The sequence below is a fragment of the Klebsiella sp. CN_Kp097 genome, assembly GCF_040064495.1.
GTDB lineage: Bacteria > Pseudomonadota > Gammaproteobacteria > Enterobacterales > Enterobacteriaceae > Klebsiella > Klebsiella aerogenes.
Window position 1 is genome coordinate 147,453 of the sequence record NZ_JBEAIL010000005.1, and the last position, 18,976, is coordinate 166,428.

At 54.9% G+C, this 18,976-nt stretch carries 16 protein-coding genes; 6 read left to right on the plus strand and 10 right to left on the minus strand.

What is annotated here, in order from left to right; genetic code table 11:
* Positions 1-10: 10 nt before the first annotated feature.
* Both ltaE and poxB read right to left on the minus strand, forming a co-directional pair.
* Positions 11-1,012 (minus strand): low-specificity L-threonine aldolase, encoded by a 1,002-nt coding sequence (ltaE, locus tag ABLV07_RS07460; RefSeq protein WP_015704864.1) that lies wholly within the window; start codon positions 1,010-1,012, stop codon positions 11-13.
* 38 nt (positions 1,013-1,050) lie between these two features.
* A complete protein-coding gene (gene poxB / locus ABLV07_RS07465; RefSeq protein WP_015704865.1) occupies positions 1,051-2,769 on the minus strand; it encodes a ubiquinone-dependent pyruvate dehydrogenase in 1,719 nt (572 codons plus the stop codon).
* A gap of 152 nt (positions 2,770-2,921) precedes the next feature.
* Between poxB and ABLV07_RS07470 the strand changes: the two genes are divergently transcribed.
* Positions 2,922-3,356 (plus strand): DoxX family protein, encoded by a 435-nt coding sequence (locus tag ABLV07_RS07470; protein ID WP_046883514.1) that lies wholly within the window; start codon positions 2,922-2,924, stop codon positions 3,354-3,356.
* Between the two features lie 95 nt (positions 3,357-3,451).
* On the opposite strand, the gene hcr is transcribed toward ABLV07_RS07470, so the two are convergent.
* From hcr to aqpZ, 4 genes are all read right to left on the minus strand, one after another.
* Positions 3,452-4,420, minus strand: a complete 969-nt coding sequence (gene hcr, locus ABLV07_RS07475) for an NADH oxidoreductase (protein ID WP_047041990.1) — start codon at positions 4,418-4,420, stop codon at positions 3,452-3,454.
* Positions 4,421-4,431: 11 nt separating this feature from the next.
* Entirely contained in the window at positions 4,432-6,084 is a 1,653-nt protein-coding gene (hcp, locus tag ABLV07_RS07480) for a hydroxylamine reductase (protein ID WP_015704869.1), read from the minus strand.
* A gap of 143 nt (positions 6,085-6,227) precedes the next feature.
* Positions 6,228-7,127, minus strand: coding sequence for a lysine exporter LysO family protein (locus ABLV07_RS07485; protein ID WP_015367501.1), 900 nt, complete (start codon positions 7,125-7,127; stop codon positions 6,228-6,230).
* A 117-nt stretch (positions 7,128-7,244) separates the two neighbouring features.
* On the minus strand, positions 7,245-7,940 hold the full coding sequence (gene aqpZ / locus ABLV07_RS07490; RefSeq protein ID WP_015367500.1) for an aquaporin Z: 696 nt from the start codon (positions 7,938-7,940) through the stop codon (positions 7,245-7,247).
* Positions 7,941-8,335: 395 nt separating this feature from the next.
* Here aqpZ and ABLV07_RS07495 point away from each other — a divergent pair, with 395 nt between their 5' ends.
* Positions 8,336-9,994: an ATP-dependent endonuclease gene (locus ABLV07_RS07495; protein WP_126027598.1), complete on the plus strand. Its 1,659-nt coding sequence runs from the start codon at positions 8,336-8,338 to the stop codon at positions 9,992-9,994.
* Here ABLV07_RS07495 and ABLV07_RS07500 read toward each other — a convergent pair.
* Positions 9,991-10,947, minus strand: coding sequence for a VirK/YbjX family protein (locus tag ABLV07_RS07500; protein WP_049034527.1), 957 nt, complete (start codon positions 10,945-10,947; stop codon positions 9,991-9,993). The genes ABLV07_RS07495 and ABLV07_RS07500 overlap by 4 nt on opposite strands.
* Before the next feature lie 158 nt (positions 10,948-11,105).
* Here ABLV07_RS07500 and macA point away from each other — a divergent pair, with 158 nt between their 5' ends.
* The gene (gene macA, locus ABLV07_RS07505; protein ID WP_126027599.1) at positions 11,106-12,221 is read left to right on the plus strand and encodes a macrolide transporter subunit MacA; all 1,116 of its coding nucleotides are present in this window, start codon (positions 11,106-11,108) and stop codon (positions 12,219-12,221) included.
* Positions 12,218-14,164 (plus strand): macrolide ABC transporter ATP-binding protein/permease MacB, encoded by a 1,947-nt coding sequence (macB, locus tag ABLV07_RS07510; RefSeq protein ID WP_015704872.1) that lies wholly within the window; start codon positions 12,218-12,220, stop codon positions 14,162-14,164. Before macA ends, macB begins: the two co-directional genes overlap by 4 nt.
* A 68-nt stretch (positions 14,165-14,232) precedes the next feature.
* On the opposite strand, the gene cspD is transcribed toward macB, so the two are convergent.
* Positions 14,233-14,454, minus strand: coding sequence for a cold shock-like protein CspD (cspD, locus tag ABLV07_RS07515; protein ID WP_015367495.1), 222 nt, complete (start codon positions 14,452-14,454; stop codon positions 14,233-14,235).
* A gap of 324 nt (positions 14,455-14,778) precedes the next feature.
* On the opposite strand from cspD, the gene clpS reads away from it, so the two are divergent.
* Together clpS and clpA are read left to right on the plus strand one after the other, a co-directional pair.
* Complete coding sequence (clpS, locus tag ABLV07_RS07520; RefSeq protein WP_015367494.1) at positions 14,779-15,096, plus strand: ATP-dependent Clp protease adapter ClpS; 318 nt, start codon at positions 14,779-14,781, stop codon at positions 15,094-15,096.
* A gap of 30 nt (positions 15,097-15,126) precedes the next feature.
* Positions 15,127-17,406, plus strand: a complete 2,280-nt coding sequence (clpA, locus tag ABLV07_RS07525; RefSeq protein WP_015367493.1) for an ATP-dependent Clp protease ATP-binding subunit ClpA — start codon at positions 15,127-15,129, stop codon at positions 17,404-17,406.
* 251 nt (positions 17,407-17,657) lie between these two features.
* Here clpA and infA read toward each other — a convergent pair whose 3' ends face one another.
* Positions 17,658-17,876 (minus strand): translation initiation factor IF-1, encoded by a 219-nt coding sequence (gene infA / locus ABLV07_RS07530; protein WP_001040187.1) that lies wholly within the window; start codon positions 17,874-17,876, stop codon positions 17,658-17,660.
* A 359-nt stretch (positions 17,877-18,235) separates the two neighbouring features.
* Positions 18,236-18,940 (minus strand): leucyl/phenylalanyl-tRNA--protein transferase, encoded by a 705-nt coding sequence (gene aat / locus ABLV07_RS07535; protein ID WP_015367492.1) that lies wholly within the window; start codon positions 18,938-18,940, stop codon positions 18,236-18,238.
* Positions 18,941-18,976 lie beyond the last annotated feature (36 nt).

The window sequence follows — 18,976 nt, forward strand, 5'->3', positions numbered from 1 at the left end:
GCCTGACTCCTTAGCGTTGTAAAAAGGCTTGCCAGTGACCGACCACTTCCGTCAACTGCTGGCGATTAACATCGAGATGCATGACCAGACGCACGACTGGCGAGGCGTTGATCAACACGCCGCGAGCCTGCATGAATTCGCCGAGCGCCCGAGCCTGCTCCTCGCCGACGCGTACGAACAGCATGTTGGTATCGTGACGCATCACATCAGCGCCGACGGCGCGTAGCTGTTCCGCCATCCACGCGGCGTTGTCGTGATCCTCCTGCAGACGGGCTACGTTATTCTGCAGAGCGTACAGACCGGCAGCGGCCAGAATGCCTGCCTGACGCATCCCGCCGCCGACCATTTTACGCCAGCGAATGGCGCGGCGGATGTACGCTTCGCTGCCCAGCAGCAGAGAACCAACCGGCGTACCGAGCCCTTTTGACAGGCAAATAGTGAACGAATCACAGTACTGCGCGATATCGCGCAGCTCGCAGCCGTACGCTACAACGGCGTTGAAGATACGCGCGCCATCGACATGTAGCGCCAGATTGCGCTGGCGGGTGAACGTCCAGGCCTCTTGCAGATAGCCGCGCGGCAACACCTTACCGTTGTGCGTATTCTCCAGGCTTAACAGGCGGGTGGGGGCGAAATGGATATCGTCGGGCTTAATTTTGGCCGCGACTTTATCCAGCGGCAGCGAACCGTCCGCCGCGGCATCGATCGGCTGCGGCTGAATACTGCCCAACACCGCTGCGCCGCCGGCTTCATACAGATAGTTATGCGCGCCCTGGCCGACGATGTACTCTTCGCCGCGCTGGCAGTGGCTAAGCAGGCCAACGAGGTTGGCCTGGGTGCCGGTAGGCAGAAACAGCGCCGCCTCTTTGCCTGCAAGCTCAGCGGCATAGCGCTGGAGTTCATTGACGGTTGGGTCGTCGCCATACACATCGTCCCCGACTGGGGCGGCCATCATGGCCTCCATCATGGCGCGCCCGGGGCGAGTTACGGTATCACTGCGAAGATCTATCACGGCATATCCTTGTTCTGATTCTGGGTGATAGCATTGTTTTACCTGAGCCAGTTGGTTTTCGCCAGTTCGATCACTTCATCGCCGCGTCCGCTGATAATCGCCCGCAGCATATACAGGCTAAATCCTTTGGCCTGCTCCAGCTTAATTTGCGGCGGGATCGCCAGCTCTTCCTTCGCTACCACTACATCGACTAATACCGGACCGTCGGTGCTAAAGGCGGTCTGCAGCGCCTCATCAACCTCAGAGGCTTTCTCGACGCGTATCCCTTTGATCCCGCAGGCTTCGGCAATGCGGGCGAAATTAGTGTCGTGCAGCTCGGTACCGTCGGTCAGATAGCCGCCGGCTTTCATCTCCATCGCTACAAAGCCGAGAATGCTGTTATTAAAAATAACGATTTTCACCGGCAGCTTCATCTGTGCCAGCGACAAAAAATCCCCCATCAGCATGCTGAAACCGCCATCGCCGCACATGGCGATGACCTGGCGATTCGGCGCGGTCGCTTTGGCGCCAATAGCCTGCGGCATGGCGTTGGCCATCGAGCCGTGGTTAAACGAACCCAACAGGCGGCGCTTGCCGTTCATCTGCAGATAGCGCGCCGCCCAGACGGTGGGGGTACCGACGTCGCAGGTAAAGATCGCGTCGTCGTCGGCAAAGCGGCTAATCTGCTGCGCCAGATACTGGGGATGGAGCGCTTTTTCGCTGGGTTTGGCGAGATCGTCAAGCCCTTTACGCGCTTCGCGATAATCCTCCAGCGCTTTATCGAGGAAGCGACGATCGGTTTTCTCTTCCAGCAGCGGCAGCAGGGCTTTCAGTGTCGATTTGATATCGCCCACCAGCGCCATGTCGACCTTACTATGCGCGCCGATGCTACCGGGGTTGATGTCGATCTGAATAATTTTGGCGTCGGTAGGGTAGAACGCGCGATAAGGGAACTGGGTGCCGAGCAGGATCAGCGTGTCGGCGTTCATCATGGTATGGAAACCGGAAGAGAAGCCGATAAGCCCGGTCATGCCAACATCGTAAGGATTGTCGTATTCGACGTGCTCTTTCCCGCGCAGGGCATGGACGACAGGGGCCTTAATTTTTGCCGCAAACTCCACCAGCTCCTGGTGCGCGCCGGCGCAGCCGCTGCCGCACATCAGGGCAATATTACTCGAGTATCGGATCAGCTGCGCCAGCTTGTGCAGCTCTTCATCCGCCGGAGTGACCGTGGGCTGCGGAGCGTGATACCAGTGGCTGCTGGCGCTTTCCGGGGCCGGTTTCAGCGCCACGTCGCCGGGCAGGACCACCACCGACACGCCGCGGTTAATCACCGCCTTACGCATGGCGATAGCCAGCACTTGCGGAATTTGCTCCGGTGTGGAGACCAGCTCGCAGTAGTGGCTACATTCGCGGAACAGCTCCTGCGGATGCGTTTCCTGGAAATAACCGCTGCCGATTTCGCTCGACGGAATATGGGCGGCGATAGCCAGCACCGGTACGTGGTTACGATGGCAATCAAACAGACCGTTAATCAGATGAAGGTTGCCAGGCCCGCAGGAGCCGGCGCACACCGCCAGCTCGCCGGTGAGCTGTGCTTCCGCGCCGGCGGCAAAGGCGGCGACCTCTTCATGGCGGGTCGGCATCCATTCGATGGTACCCATGCGGTTTAAGCTATCGCTCAAGCCGTTGAGGGAATCCCCGGTCACTCCCCAAATACGTTTCACGCCGGCCTGTTCAAGCGTTTTGGCAATATATGACGCTACGGTCTGTTTCATGGTTTTCCATCTCCTTTTTGTGATAACGCTATCAAGCTTAGATGAAACTACAGGTTACGTTGCCAATTGCCCCTTATTTTTCGCTGGTTTTGTTGGCGGAATATTGGGCATACTCTGGGATCACACAGGGTGTAAAACAGGAAGCACATCAAATGGTTAAGGGATTGTTAAACGTAGTAAATAAAACGCTGTCGCATGAAGATGCCGGTAAACTCTTGTTACGACTTGCCGTTGGCGGCTTAATGTTGTTTCACGGTCTGCATAAGCTCATCGACGGCGTGGATGGCATTAGCGGGATGCTGGTCGCGAAAGGGCTACCGGGGTTCATTGCCTACGGCGTGCTGGTGGGGGAAGTCGTCGCGCCTTGTTTACTTATTCTTGGCGTCTTGACGCGCCCGGCGGCGCTGGTGCTGGCATTTACCATGGCGGTGGCCTGGCTGATGGTTGGGACAGGAAAGACATTTGCGCTGGATGCCGTCGGTGCATGGGCGATTGAAAGCCTGGTCTATTTCTTTATAGGCGCGTTAGCGATTGCGCTATTAGGGGCTGGGCGTTATTCGTTGGCCGGTCAGTCGGCCTGGCGGTAAAAAAGTGCCGGATAAGGCATTAATGCCTTATCCGGCCAACGGTCCTGTAGCCCCAGAAAGCGGTATGTACCGTAGCGCTTTTGGGGATTTTGACCTCAGGCGAGAACCAGATCGCTCTGCGGGTGGCAGGAGCAGGCTAGCACGTAGCCGTCGGCGATTTCGGCATCGGTCAGCGTCATGGTGCTGGTAACGCTATATTCGCCGGCAACCACTTTGGTTTTGCAGCAGCCGCAGACGCCAGCGCGGCAGGCGACGGTCACCGGTACTTTATTGCTCTCCAGCGCTTCCAGCAACGTGGTGCCGACCGGCGCGTAGAACGTTTTCGCCGGCTGCAGCTTGGTGAATTTCAATCCGTCGGTAGCGGCTTCCGCCACCGGGGTAAAGAACTTCTCTTTAAAGAAACGCGTCACGCCAAGCGCCGTCACTTCCTGTTCGACCATCTCCATATAAGGCGCCGGGCCGCAGGTCATCACGGTGCGGCTCGCCAGGTCCGGGACGCTTTGCAGCAGCTCGCGGGTGAGACGACCGGCGACGAAGCCCGACGTCGCGTCGTGTTCCGCTACCAGCGTCACCGGATACTGACGCCACTCTTCGGCAAAAATCACATCTTTCGGCGAGCGCACGTTAAAGATAACCTGCACATCCGCCTGCGGACGATACTTCGCTAACCAGCGGCGCATCGACATAATCGGCGTCACGCCGCAGCCGGCGGCCAGCATCAGAAAACGATCGGTTGTTTTATCTTCACAGGTAAACTCGCCCATCGCGTCCGACAGCCAGATATAGTCGCCGCGTTTCACATCGCGGGTTAACCACTGTGAGCCTGCGCCATCATCAATACGACGAACGGTCAGCGTAATGTATTCACTGACCCCCGGCGTTGAGGAGAGGGTGTAGGCGCGCAGCGTATCCGCCGAATGGCGCACGCTGACCAGCGCGTACTGTCCGGCGCGATAGGGATAGTAGTCGTGGCACAGCAACGAAATGGTCCACACATCAGGCGTTTCCTGCTGAATATGATGAACCTGCATCCGCCACGGGCACTGATCGGTTGGCATTGTCATGCGGTGACTCCTTATGCGCTCAGCAACTGCTGCATATCTTGTTCTACGGTGGTGACGGAACGCAGACCAAATTTCTCGTTGAGGATAGCCAGCAGGTCCGGGGTAAAGAAGCCTGGCGCGGTCGGACCGGTGACGATGTTTTTCACCCCCAGCGACAGCAGCGTCAGCAGGATGACGATGGCTTTTTGTTCGAACCAGGAGAGCACCAACGACAGCGGCAGATCGTTTACGCCACAGCCCAGTTTTTCCGCCAGCGTTACCGCGAGAATAATCGCCGAGTAGGCATCGTTACACTGACCGGCGTCAACCAGACGCGGCAGGCCTTCGATATCGCCGAAATCCAGTTTGTTGAAGCGGTATTTACCGCATGCGAGAGTCAAAATCAGGCAGTCGTCCGGTACGCTGGTAGCGAAATCGGTGAAGTAGTTACGTTCGCCGCGCGCGCCGTCGCAGCCGCCGACGAGGAAGATGTGACGCAGTTTTTCACGGCTAACCAGATCAATCAGCGTATCCGCCGCGCCTAGCAGCGTCTGGCGACCGAAGCCGACGGTGATCAGATGCGGGATTTCGCTGTACGGGAAGCCTGCCATTTGCTGTGCCTGGGTGATAACCGGGGAGAAATCTTCGCCTTCCAGATGATTGACGCCCGGCCAGCCGACGATGCTGCGGGTCCAGATGCGGTCGTCGTAGGCGCCGACGGTTGGGTCGATGATGCAGTTCGAGGTCATCACGATGGGGCCCGGGAAGCGGGCGAATTCAACCTGCTGGTTTTGCCAACCGCTGCCGTAGTTGCCAATCAGGTGTTTGAACTTACGCAGCTCCGGATAACCGTGCGCCGGCAACATTTCACCGTGGGTATAGACGTTAACGCCGGTGCCTTCAGTCTGCTCCAGCAGGTTATAGAGATCTTTCAGGTCGTGTCCGGAAATCAGGATGCACTTACCTTCGGTGGCTTTAACGTTGACCTGAGTCGGCGTTGGGTGACCATATTTCGTGGTTTCACCGGCGTCGAGGATACTCATCACTTTGAAGTTCATCTGGCCGATTTCCATCGAACACTCCAGCAAAGCGTTCATATCGGCAGGCCAGGTACCCAGCCACGCCATGATTTTATGATACTGGGCATAAATGTCGTTGTCGTACTGACCGAGCACGTGCGCGTGTTCCATATAGGCCGCGGCGCCTTTCAGGCCGTACAGGCACAGCAGGCGCAGGCCGAGGATATTCTCGCCGATCGCGGCCTTGTCTTTATTTGGCGTATAGTCCGCCGCCTGACGCTGCAGATCGCCGAGATCATCGCTGACCAGTTGCAGATCGGCTACCGGGCTGTCGACCGAAGCGTTGGCATCAATATTCAGGCATTGCGCTTTCAGCGCCTCGCGCATGGCGATCGCCTGACGGGCGTAACCAACGATACGCGGCGAGTCGAAGTTCACGTTGGTCAAAGTAGAGAAGAATGCGCGCGGGGCAAAATTATCCACCTCATGATCGATGATGCCATATTCACGCGCTTTAACGGCCCATGCGGACAGACCCTGCAGAGAAGCAATCAACAGATCCTGCAAATCAGAGGTCTCAGCGGTTTTACCGCACATACCCTGCGCGTAAGAACAGCCATTTCCTGCCGGCGTACGGATAGTTTGTTCACATTGCACACAAAACATGATCACACCTTTTAAAGTTATATTTTAGATACATGTTTAAGGTTATGCCTGTGGCTGTACGGAGAAAAGGTATTTCTGACACAACTTAAAGGGAGATTGATTTAGCGCAATTTTGGCGGTAGGGAATCTACCGCCACGGGGGATCAGGCTGAGAAGAACGCCATCAGTACCGGCACCAGCAGACTAAGGATAAAACCGTGTACGATAGCTGCAGGGACGATTTCTACGCCGCCGGAGCGCTGTAGCACCGGTAGAGTAAAGTCCATTGAGGTTGCGCCGCACAGCCCAAGCGCGGTGGAGCGGCTACGCAATACCATGCCGGGGATCAGCATAATAGCCAGCAGTTCGCGGGCCAGATCGTTAAAGAATGTCGCGCTGCCAATGACCGGGCCATAGGATTCGGTCATTAGGATCCCGGAAAGGGAGTACCAGCCGAAGCCGGACGCCATCGCCAGACCGGTTTTAATGGGCAGGCCAAGAATAAGGGCATTAATCACTCCGCCAAATAATGAGCTGGCCGCGACCACTACCGCGACAATCATTCCGCGGCGATTAAGCACAATTTGCCGTAATGTCATTCCATTATTACGCAGCTGAATACCGATAAGGAATAACAAGAAAATTAACGTATATTCGCTGGCTTCAGTCGCGTGTTGTAAAAATGAGAGGCCGCTTAACCCCAGCAGGAAACCAATTAGTACGACGCCAAGCAGCTGCAGCGACTCGAGAGCCATCGCCAGGCGCGAGGGTAATTTTTCCGGACGATGCTTGACCCGCCACGGCATTTTTTTATCCAGCCATAGCAGTGCGGCAATATTGCACAGAATAATAACCACAATGCTTACCGCGGAGTAATGCAGTATCGATAACAGATTGCTGCTGAGATTATCGAGGAAAGCAAGGCTAATCCCCATGAAAAAGAGGATCACGTAAACAATCCAGCTCAGCAGCCGGGTAATCAGTTTAAGTGCGGAAGGGTGACGCAGCGGAATCAGATAGCCGACAATCAACGGCAGCAGAATGATTAATAGTCCCGAAAACATGAACGGCATGGTCCTTGCGAATTAAGAATAGCGCCAATGACACTACCCAATTCGCCAGGCCGAGTAAAGCTGTCGGCAAAAAGAAAAAGCCCGGCGTCGCCGGGCTTCTCGCGAGGGTTAATCGCGTTTTTCGAGCAGGGTACGATACAGTACGCCGCCGAGGATACCGCCGATAATTGGCATCACCCAGAACAGCCACAGCTGTTGCAGCGCCCAGCCGCCCTGGAAGATAGCGACCGCGGTGCTACGCGCCGGGTTAACGGACGTATTGGTCACAGGAATGCTAATCAGGTGGATAAGGGTCAGCGCCAGGCCGATAGCAATCGGCGCAAAGCCCGCCGGGGCGTTTTTATCGGTCGCACCGTGAATGACCAGCAGGAATCCGCAGGTCAGCACGATTTCGATAACGATAGCGGACAGCATGGAGTAGCCACCCGGAGAGTGTTCGCCGAAACCGTTTGAAGCGAAGCCGCTCGCTGCAGCGTCAAAACCGGCTTTACCGCTGGCGACAACATACAGCACCGCGGCGGCAATAATACCACCGACAACCTGGGCGATAATATAACCAATGACGTCTTTAGCCGGGAAACGACCGCCAGCCCACAGACCTAACGTCACCGCCGGGTTAAAGTGACCGCCGGAAATATGGCCCACGGCGAACGCCATGGTTAATACGGTTAAACCAAAGGCTAAAGCCACGCCGGCAAAACCAATTCCCAATTCCGGGAAAGCCGCCGCCAGCACTGCGCTGCCGCAGCCGCCGAATACGAGCCAGAATGTGCCAAAGCACTCTGCTGCTAATTTTCTGAACATAACCACCTCAAATAATAATGTAAACGAACACGTTATGACGTGCCGGTCTTTATTTATCGACGCAAAGGATGACGATAAAAATAAAGCGTCGCTATTTTAGGGACGAACGCCACCCTCGGACTAGTTAAATAAATTGATGTAATTTGATTTAGAGCAATGAGATGATTTTCCTTTCACCATGCATGATTTATGCAAGTGTAGAACACAATGCTGAAAAATAAACTACTACCGAAGATGAATTAATTTATTAATTATATGAAATCAAGAGCCGTTACCTTACAAACTCATTCATTTCTGGATTCAATTATCGGCCAGCGACGCTGGGGGTGCCATGTCGTGTGCGTCTCGCTATACTACTGATTACTGAAGGAGAATGTGGGCCAGGCGGAGGGGATATGCATCTTGAGCGTGTAGAGATCGTCGGATTTCGCGGTATCAACCGTTTATCGTTGATGCTTGAGCAAAACAATGTGCTGATCGGCGAAAACGCCTGGGGTAAATCCAGCCTGCTGGACGCTCTGACGCTGCTGTTATCGCCGGAATTTGACCTGTACCATTTCGTGCGCGATGACTTCTGGTTTCCACCTGGCGATATTCAGGGACGCGAGCATCATCTGCATATCATTTTAACTTTCCGTGAAAATGAACCCGGGCGCCATCGCGTGCGCCGTTTTCGTCCGCTTAGCGATTGCTGGGTGCCCTGTGATGACGGCTATCAGCGCATTTTCTATCGCCTTGAGGGTGAGCTGGCGGATGACGGCAGCGTGATGACCCTGCGTAGTTTTATTAACTGCCAGGGAGAGGCGCTGGAGATGCAAGATATCGACGAACTGGCGCGCCACCTGGTGCGCTTAATGCCGGTATTGCGCCTGCGCGACGCACGCTTTATGCGCCGAATTCACAACGGTACCGTGCCGCATTCGCCGCAAATTGAGATCACCGCCCGTCAGCTGGATTTTCTCTCCCGCGAGCTGGTTAATCACCCGCAAAATCTCACCGACGGGCAAATCCGCGAAGGGCTGTCGGCGATGGTGCAACTGCTAGAACATTATTTCGCCGAGCAGAGCAGCGCGCAAAGCCGCAATCGCCTGATGCGCCGCCGTTCTCATGACGAACAACGCAGCTGGCGCTATCTCGATATTATTAACCGAATGATTGATAAACCCGGCGGACGCAGTCATCGGGTGATCCTGCTTGGGCTGTTCTCCACTTTATTACAGGCGAAGGGAACCGTCCGACTCGATCGCGATGCGCGGCCGCTGCTGCTGATTGAGGACCCGGAAACGCGTCTGCATCCGATCATGCTCTCGGTCGCCTGGCATTTATTGAATTTGCTACCGCTGCAGCGAGTGACCACGACCAATTCCGGCGAGCTTTTGTCGTTGACGCCGGTTGAGCAGGTGTGTCGCCTGGTGCGTGAATCGTCCCGCGTCTCGGCGTGGCGGCTCGGTCCCGGCGGGATGAATGCGGAAGATAGCCGCCGCATTGCGTTTCACATTCGCTTCAACCGCGCCTCATCGCTGTTTGCCCGCTGCTGGTTGCTGGTGGAAGGCGAAACGGAAACCTGGGTTATCAACGAACTGGCGCGCCAGTGCGGGCATCATTTCGATGCTGAAGGGGTGAAGGTGATTGAATTCGCCCAATCCGGGCTCAAGCCGCTGATAAAATTCGCCCGCCGGATGGGGATTGAATGGCATGTGTTGGTAGATGGTGATGAGGCCGGTAAGAAGTATGCCGCTACGGTACGTGGGCTGCTCAACAATGATAACGAACTGGAACGAGTGCACTTAACCATGCTTCCGGCAATGGACATGGAACACTTTATGTATCGTCAGGGGTTCGACGATGTTTACCATCGCGTGGCGCAGATCCCGGATAATATGCCGATGAACATGCGCCGGGTGATAACAAAAGCCATACATCGTTCATCGAAACCCGATCTGGCGATAGAGGTCGCGATGGAGGCCGGGCGGCGGGGAGTAGACGCCGTCCCGACATTACTGAAAAAGATGTTTTCCCGCGTGCTGTGGCTGGCGCGTGGTCGCGCTGATTAGGGGCGGCAGCATGCGACGGTCTGTTGCTGTAGGCTATCCAGTAAGGCATAACGACGGCGGTATTCCGCTCGTTTTTTACTGGCAATCTCTTCCATTGGTTTACGCGGCATGACCAGCGGCAGTTGGAAATCGCCGCTCGCCAGCGGATGCGCGCCTAACGATTGCCAAAAACTATCGTAATCCGCATGCAGTAATCCCTGTTTTTTCTTGCGATAGCGAATACTGCGATAAATATGTGTGGTATTGCTCACTGCCTGCAGGCGCTCAACAGAGAATGATTGCCCCATTGACATCGCCGCTTCCACCAGCAGTCGTTTCGGGAACAGTCCATGACAGGCTTTAGTCGCATCTTGTATCAACTGATGCGATACATTTGCTTTGGCACCTTGAAGCCCGCCAATCCACATGACGCGTTTGCCTTCCAGTCGACAAAGCGTAAAGGTGAGTTCGGCAAGTACGATATCTTCTTCTGTCACGAAACTTAGCGTGGCTTCGCCTTCCTTATCGAGATTCGGCTCAGCGCGCAGCACAATACGAAACTGCCGATCGTCTTTACCGCTGATAGTCGCCAGCAGGGTTCCCGCACGTGATAAATACCCATTTAGCGCCAGCGGCGTCAATTGTTCACTCATAGCTTGATAGTGGAAATTGAGCGCATCCAGAATCTGCTGTTGGCTGCAATTTACCGACAACCAGGGACGATGCAGTCGGCAGGGTAAACCCGGCTGTACGTTAAGCATGGCCGGAAGCTGAGGCTGACGCGCCAGGTCGTTTAATAATTGCGCGGTGGCAAATGGCTTCATCAATGAACGTAAAATAAACTTGCGGCGGTATGCCGGGTTACGCCAGGCACGTCCCGGCGTTATCTCTCCGCTGGCGAGACGGCAGAAAAGTTTCCAGCCTGTTTTAGGTTGCGATAGTTCGGAATCTGGATTTTCAGCAATTGAAGACATGATCATTCCTGGTTCTGTTATTTTTTCGCCATTTCATCATCCCCCCGATTAACACCGCTTAAACAAAAATGAAGGATTGCTAAAAATTAAGTTCTGTTGTCACGCGGTTTAGATAGAATCATCGTCCGAGCTGCGGGGAAAAGATCAGGAATTTTTTTATGACATTGAATGGAAAACGCAGGAAAGTCTGGTGGCTGTTGGCGTTAGTGGTAGTGATAGCGGCCATCTGGGGATGGCGCATTCTTAACGCGCCGTTGCCGCAGTATCAAACGCTGGTGGCGCGCAAAAGCGATCTGCAGCAGAGCGTTCTGGCGACGGGCAAATTAGATGCTCTGCGTAAAGTCGACGTCGGCGCCCAGGTCAGCGGCCAGTTGAAAACGCTGCGCGTCAATATTGGCGATAAAGTGCAGAAAGACCAGCTACTGGGGGTCATCGACCCGGAGCAGGCGGAAAACCAGATTAAAGAAGTCGACGCGACGCTCATGGAACTGCGCGCGCAGTTGAAACAGGCGCAGGCCGAACGCAAGCTCGCGCAAGTAACATTAGCGCGCCAGCAGCAGTTGGCGCAGCGTCAGCTGGTTTCTCGCCAGGATCTGGATACCGCCGCCACCGATGTGGCGGTGAAAGAGGCGCAAATCGGCACCATCGAAGCGCAGATCAAACGCAACCAGGCGACCCTCGACACCGCGAAAACCAACCTCGACTATACGCGTATCCTGGCGCCGATGTCCGGTGAAGTGACGCAAATCACCACCCTGCAGGGACAGACGGTGATTGCCGCCCAGCAGGCGCCAAACATTCTGACCCTGGCGGACCTCAGTACCATGCTGGTCAAAGCGCAGGTTTCGGAAGCTGACGTGATCCATCTTAAGCCGGGACAAAAAGCCTGGTTTACGGTACTCGGCGATCCTCTGACTCGTTACGAAGGTACGCTGAAGGATATTCTGCCGACGCCGGAAAAGGTCAATGATGCCATATTTTATTATGCGCGTTTTGAAGTCCCTAACCCGCAGGGGATCCTGCGTCTTGAAATGACTGCGCAGGTGCATATCCAGCTAGCGGAAGTGAAAAACGTGATTACTATTCCCCTCAGCGCGCTGGGCGACGCCATCGGCGATAACCGCTATAACGTGCGCCTGCTGCGCAACGGGGAAGTGAAAGATCGTGAAATCGTTATTGGCGCGCGTAACGATACCGATGTGGCGGTGGCGAAAGGGCTGGAAGAGGGCGATGAGGTCATTATCAGCGAAAGCACGCCCGGAGCGACAAAATGACGGCGCTGCTTGAACTGCGTGATATTCGCCGCAGTTACCCCTCTGGCGACGGTGAAGTTGACGTGCTTAAGGGGATCACCCTTAGTATTGCCGCCGGGGAAATGGTGGCGATCGTCGGGGCTTCAGGGTCCGGGAAATCGACGCTGATGAACATCCTTGGCTGCCTTGATAAGCCCACCAGCGGCACCTATCAGGTTGCCGGGGTCGATGTGGCGCATCTGAGCGGCGATGAACTGGCCAGGCTGCGCCGCGAGCACTTCGGCTTTATTTTCCAGCGTTACCATCTGTTATCGCACCTCACGGCGGCGCAAAACGTCGAGGTCCCTGCTATCTATGCCGGTAAAGAGCGCCGGATTCGTCTTGAACGGGCGCGAGATTTACTCACCCGATTAGGTCTGGGCGAGCGAGCGGAATACTTCCCGTCGCAGCTATCCGGCGGCCAGCAGCAGCGCGTGAGTATTGCGCGCGCCCTGATGAACGGCGGTGAGGTGATCCTCGCCGATGAACCGACCGGGGCGCTGGATAGCCGCTCAGGCGAAGAGGTCATGGCCATCCTGCATCAGCTAAAGGCGCAAGGGCATACGGTGATTATCGTCACCCACGACCCGCAGGTCGCGGCGCAGGCGGAGAGAATCATCGAGCTGCGCGACGGTGAAATTGTGCGTAACCCGCCGCCGTCATCGTCGGAGAAAGGCGGCGTGCTTCGCGCCGAAGCCCGTGGGGAACCTTCCGTCTGGCGTCAGTTCAGTAGCGGTTTTCGCGAGGCGCTGGTGATGGCCTGGCGGGCGATGGCGGCGAATAAAATGCGTACGCTGCTTACTATGCTCGGCATCATTATTGGTATCGCTTCGGTGGTCTCTATTGTGGTGGTTGGCGATGCGGCGAAACAACTGGTCTTAGCCGATATTCGCGCTATCGGCACCAATACCATCGATGTTTACCCCGGCAAAGATTTTGGCGATGACGATCCGCGTTATCAGCAGGCGTTAAAATATGATGATCTGCTGGCAATTCAAAAACAGCCGTGGGTGAGCTCTGCAACGCCGGCGGTATCGAAAAGCCTGCGCCTGCGCGCCAATAATATCGATGTGGCCGCCAGCGCCGAAGGCGTTGGCGCGCAATATTTCAATGTTTACGGTATGACGTTCAGCGAGGGAAATACGTTCAATGAGCTGCAGCTGAATAGCCGGGCGCAGGTGGTGGTGCTGGATAGCAATGCCCGCCGCCAGCTATTTCCTCACAAGGCGAAAGTGGTTGGCGAGGTGATTTTGGTCGGTAATATGCCGGCGACGATTGTCGGCGTGGCCGATGAGAAGCAATCGATGTTCGGCAGCAGCAAAATTCTTCGCGTCTGGCTACCTTACTCCACGATGGCCGGACGGGTGATGGGGCAATCGTGGTTAAACTCGATAACCGTCCGCGTGCAGGAGGGCTACGATAGCGCCACCGCTGAACAGCAGCTGGTGCGGTTGCTGGAGCTCCGCCATGGCAAAAAAGATGTTTTCACCTGGAATATGGACAGTGTCTTGAAAACGGCGGAAAGGACCACACATACATTACAGCTGTTCCTGACCCTGGTGGCGGTGATCGCGCTGGTCGTCGGCGGAATCGGGGTGATGAATATCATGCTGGTGTCAGTGACGGAACGTACCCGTGAAATCGGCATCAGAATGGCGGTTGGCGCCCGGGCCAGGGATGTTCTGCAGCAGTTTCTTATTGAAGCGGTGCTGGTTTGTCTGGTGGGCGGCGCCATCGGCGTGAGTTTATCGTTGATGATTGCGTTCATTTTGCAACTGTTCTTACCCGGTTGGGAAATCGGTTTTTCGCCGCTGGCGCTATTGACCGCATTTTTATGTTCGACGTTGACCGGGGTGCTGTTTGGCTGGTTGCCGGCGCGTAATGCCGCGCGATTAGACCCTGTGGATGCGTTGGCACGAGAGTAAGGTGATAAAAATGCCAGTCAGAAGGACTGGCATTTTATTAGCAGGATGTACACAATGAAGCAAAAGAGTTATGCAGCCGTTTCTGCTTCCACAGGAACAATCACGCTGGCGTGATTGCCTTTCGGCCCCTGGTGAACATCAAACCGAACGGATTGCCCGGCTTTTAGCGTTCTGTAACCATCCATCTGGATGGTGGAGTAATGGGCGAAAATGTCTTCGCCGCCGCCCTCAGGGCAAATGAAACCGAACCCTTTGGCATTGTTGAACCACTTAACAGTACCCATTTCCATACTTCGACATCCTTCGTAAATCTTTATAAGTAAGATGGAATGAACCGGTAGGGAGTCACGAGTTGTACAATTGCTCGCCAACTCTCGCCAGTACAATTTAGAGAAATACGGAAATGCGTCAAGCAATTGACGAGGGTGGACGGTGAAAAATGCGTCAAAATTTGAAGCAGTTAACGCTATTGCTGGGGAATGTGACAGGCGTCGCGGATGGAAGCAATAGATGATAGTTATCTATGATCTATTGTAGATTTGTAACGTGCATAACCTCAGATCATCGACAGGCCGCGGCCTGTTGGCAACAGCAACCGATGACGAACATTGACGATGAGTAAGAGAGATTGGCTGGACTTCGATCAACTGGTAGAAGATGAAGTTCGTGATGCGCTTAAACCACCATCTATGTATAAAGTGATATTAGTCAATGATGACTACACTCCAATGGAGTTTGTTATTGACGTGTTACAAAAATTCTTTTCTTATGATGTAGAACGTGCAACGCAACTGATGCTCACGGTTCACTATGAAGGTAAGGCGATTTGCGGCGTTTTTACCGCCGAAGTTGCGGAAACCAAAGTCGCTATGGTGAACCAGTATGCCAAGGAGAACGAGCATCCATTGCTGTGTACGCTAGAGAAAGCCTGATTACAGGCATGAAAATTGGGGGAGGTGCCTATGCTCAATCAAGAACTGGAACTCAGTTTAAACATGGCTTTCGCCAGAGCGCGCGAGCACCGTCATGAATTTATGACCGTCGAGCACTTGTTGCTGGCTTTGCTCAGCAACCCCTCGGCACGCGAAGCGCTGGAAGCCTGTTCCGTGGACCTGGTCGCTTTGCGTCAGGAACTTGAAGCCTTCATCGAACAGACCACTCCCGTCCTTCCGGCTACGGAAGAAGAGCGAGACACCCAGCCGACGCTAAGCTTTCAGCGCGTGCTGCAGCGTGCGGTTTTCCACGTCCAATCCTCCGGTCGCAGCGAAGTGACCGGCGCTAACGTACTGGTCGCGATTTTCAGCGAGCAGGAGTCGCAGGCCGCCTATCTGCTGCGTAAACATGAAGTCAGCCGCCTTGATGTGGTGAATTTCATCTCTCACGGCACGCGCAAAGACGAGCCCAGCCAGCCTTCGGAAAACAATGCGAGCCAGCCGGGTAACGAAGAGCAAGCAGGCGGGGAGGATCGTATGGAAAACTTCACCACCAATCTCAACCAGCTTGCGCGCGTAGGCGGTATCGATCCGCTGATCGGCCGTGATAAAGAGCTGGAGCGTGCTATTCAGGTATTGTGCCGCCGCCGTAAGAACAACCCGCTGCTGGTGGGAGAATCCGGCGTCGGCAAGACCGCGATTGCGGAAGGGCTCGCCTGGCGTATCGTCCAGGGCGACGTGCCGGAAGTGATGGCGGATTGCACTATTTACTCGCTGGATATCGGTTCGCTGCTGGCAGGAACCAAATATCGCGGCGATTTTGAAAAACGCTTTAAAGCGTTGCTGAAACAGCTTGAGCAGGATACCAATAGCATCCTGTTTATCGATGAGATCCATACCATCATCGGCGCAGGGGCGGCCTCCGGCGGCCAGGTTGATGCGGCTAACCTGATTAAACCGCTGCTTTCCGGCGGCAAGATCAGGGTGATTGGCTCCACGACCTACCAGGAGTTCAGCAACATCTTCGAAAAAGATCGTGCCTTAGCGCGTCGTTTCCAGAAAATCGACGTGACCGAGCCTTCTGTCGAAGAGACGGTGCAGATCATCAACGGCCTGAAACCGAAGTATGAAGCGCACCACGATGTGCGTTATACCGCCAAAGCGGTGCGTGCGGCGGTCGAGCTGGCGGTGAAATACATCAACGATCGCCATCTGCCGGATAAGGCGATTGACGTGATCGACGAAGCGGGCGCGCGGGCGCGGCTGATGCCGGTCAGCAAGCGTAAGAAAACGGTCAATGTGGCGGATATCGAATCCGTGGTTGCGCGCATCGCGCGTATCCCGGAGAAGAGCGTCTCCCGCAGCGATCGCGATACGCTGAAAAACCTTGGCGACCGCCTGAAAATGCTGGTCTTTGGTCAGGATAAAGCGATTGAAGCGCTTACCGAAGCCATCAAAATGGCGCGTGCCGGGCTTGGACATGAGCATAAACCGGTTGGGTCCTTCCTGTTCGCCGGGCCGACCGGGGTTGGGAAAACTGAAGTCACCGTGCAGCTGGCGAAAGCGCTGGGTATTGAACTGCTGCGGTTTGATATGTCCGAGTATATGGAACGTCATACCGTCAGCCGTTTGATTGGCGCCCCTCCGGGATACGTCGGTTTCGATCAGGGCGGGCTGTTGACCGATGCGGTTATCAAACATCCGCACGCGGTACTGCTGCTTGATGAGATCGAAAAAGCGCATCCGGATGTCTTCAATATCCTGCTGCAGGTGATGGATAACGGTACGCTGACAGATAACAACGGCCGTAAAGCGGACTTCCGCAACGTGGTGCTGGTGATGACCACCAACGCCGGGGTGCGTGAAACCGAGCGTAAATCGATTGGTCTTATTCAGCAGGATAACAGCACCGATGCGATGGAAGAGATCAAAAAGATCTTTACGCCGGAGTTCCGTAACCGTCTCGACAACATCATCTGGTTCGATCACCTCTCTACCACCGTGATCCATCAGGTAGTCGATAAGTTTATCGTCGAACTGCAGGTACAGTTGGATCAGAAAGGCGTATCGCTGGAAGTGAGTCAGGAAGCGCGTGACTGGCTGGCTGAGAAGGGCTATGACCGGGCAATGGGCGCGCGTCCAATGGCGCGGGTGATTCAGGACAACCTGAAGAAACCGCTGGCAAACGAGCTGCTGTTTGGTTCGCTGGTGGATGGCGGCCAGGTCACCGTTGAGTTGGATAAAGCCAACAATGTGCTGACCTACGGCTTCCACAGCGCGCAGAAGCACAAACCGGAAGCGGCGCATTAATAAATTCTGAATTGTTCAGTGATAAAGACCGGGTTGGTGACAGCCCGGTCTTTTTTTATCGCTCAGGTCAAATGTCCGGATATGACGGGAGTTTATCGTTAAACTCGGCGCGCAGATCGCGAAAAAGGGCAAAACGACACCCTGGCGTTGGTGAAAGCGCCGGAAAACTCAGCTTGCGTGAGGGAAGTTGAAATGAAAAGACCGGGCAGGAGCCCGGCCTTCAGCATCTGACGCCTTAGCGGCGGAAACAATTAGCGACTACGGAAGACAATGCGGCCTTTGCTCAGGTCGTACGGGGTCAGCTCAACAGTCACTTTGTCGCCCGTCAGAATGCGGATGTAGTTTTTACGCATTTTACCGGAAATATGCGCAGTTACCACGTGACCGTTTTCCAGTTCTACGCGGAACATAGTGTTAGGCAACGTTTCAAGTACGGTGCCCTGCATTTCAATATTGTCTTCTTTGGCCATCTAGTCCTCTGGGGTATCACTACCGTAGTTTTGAACCGGCAAGATAATGCCGAAGTTCAGCAAGTATGTAAAGTTTTACGTATACCCAAAACAGTTCGCGTCGCAGGCTGGCGGTAAATAATTGCGCGCAGCCAGCGCCTGCAGCTTAAAACATGACGGGTATAAATCGCCGAAGTAGTTTTGGCGCATTGCCCGGAATACACGCGGTAAAACCACATGACAGGCGCAAACGTAAAGGGCAGTGACAGAACGATGGGCGTTATCTGACTCTTAATATTCCCAAACGGCGGCGGGGCAACAGGCAGAAGCTACTCTACCGCGCAATTATACCACCGCGCTAAGAAATGTGCTGAAAACATTTATCCATTACCGGTAAATAGCACCCTTGGTACCCAAAATCGCTCCGGTAAGCGATAGGTGCGTAATACGGAAAGGTAATCGAGATAATCGCGGCGCGGGATTTCAATCGCTCCTAAAGAGGCGGTATGCGCGTTAAGAACCTGACAGTCAATTAATCTGCCACCGCCCTGGGCAAAAGCCTGACAGAAGATCATTAGCGCGGTTTTGGAGGCATTTTCCGCCCGGCTGAACATCGACTCGCCGCAAAACAGCGCTCCCTGCGCTACGCCATACATGCCGCCGACCAGCCTATCCTCATCCCATACTTCGATGGAGTGAGCATGACCGAGTTCATGTAACTGGTGATAGGCCTGAACGATACCATGGGTGATCCAGGTGCCTTCATCGCGATGGCTGGCGCAGCCCTCGATAACCTGGCCGAAGGCGTGATTGAGCGTCACCCGATAGGGCGAACGTTGATGGAAACGTTTCATGCTCCGGCTATAGTGGAATTGCTCCGGCCACAGTACGGCGCGTGGATCGGGCGACCACCATAAAATAGGGTCGCCGGGAGAAAACCATGGAAAGATACCGCGCTGATAGGCCATCAACAAACGGGCTGGGCTGAGATCGCCACCCAGCGCCAGCAGGCCATTTGGTTCACGCAGAGCGCCTTCCGGGGAAGGGAAGGCGATAGAGTCACGAGAGAGCTGAACCAGACGCATTTTTGACCTCAATACGCACCAGCAATTGTTGACAAT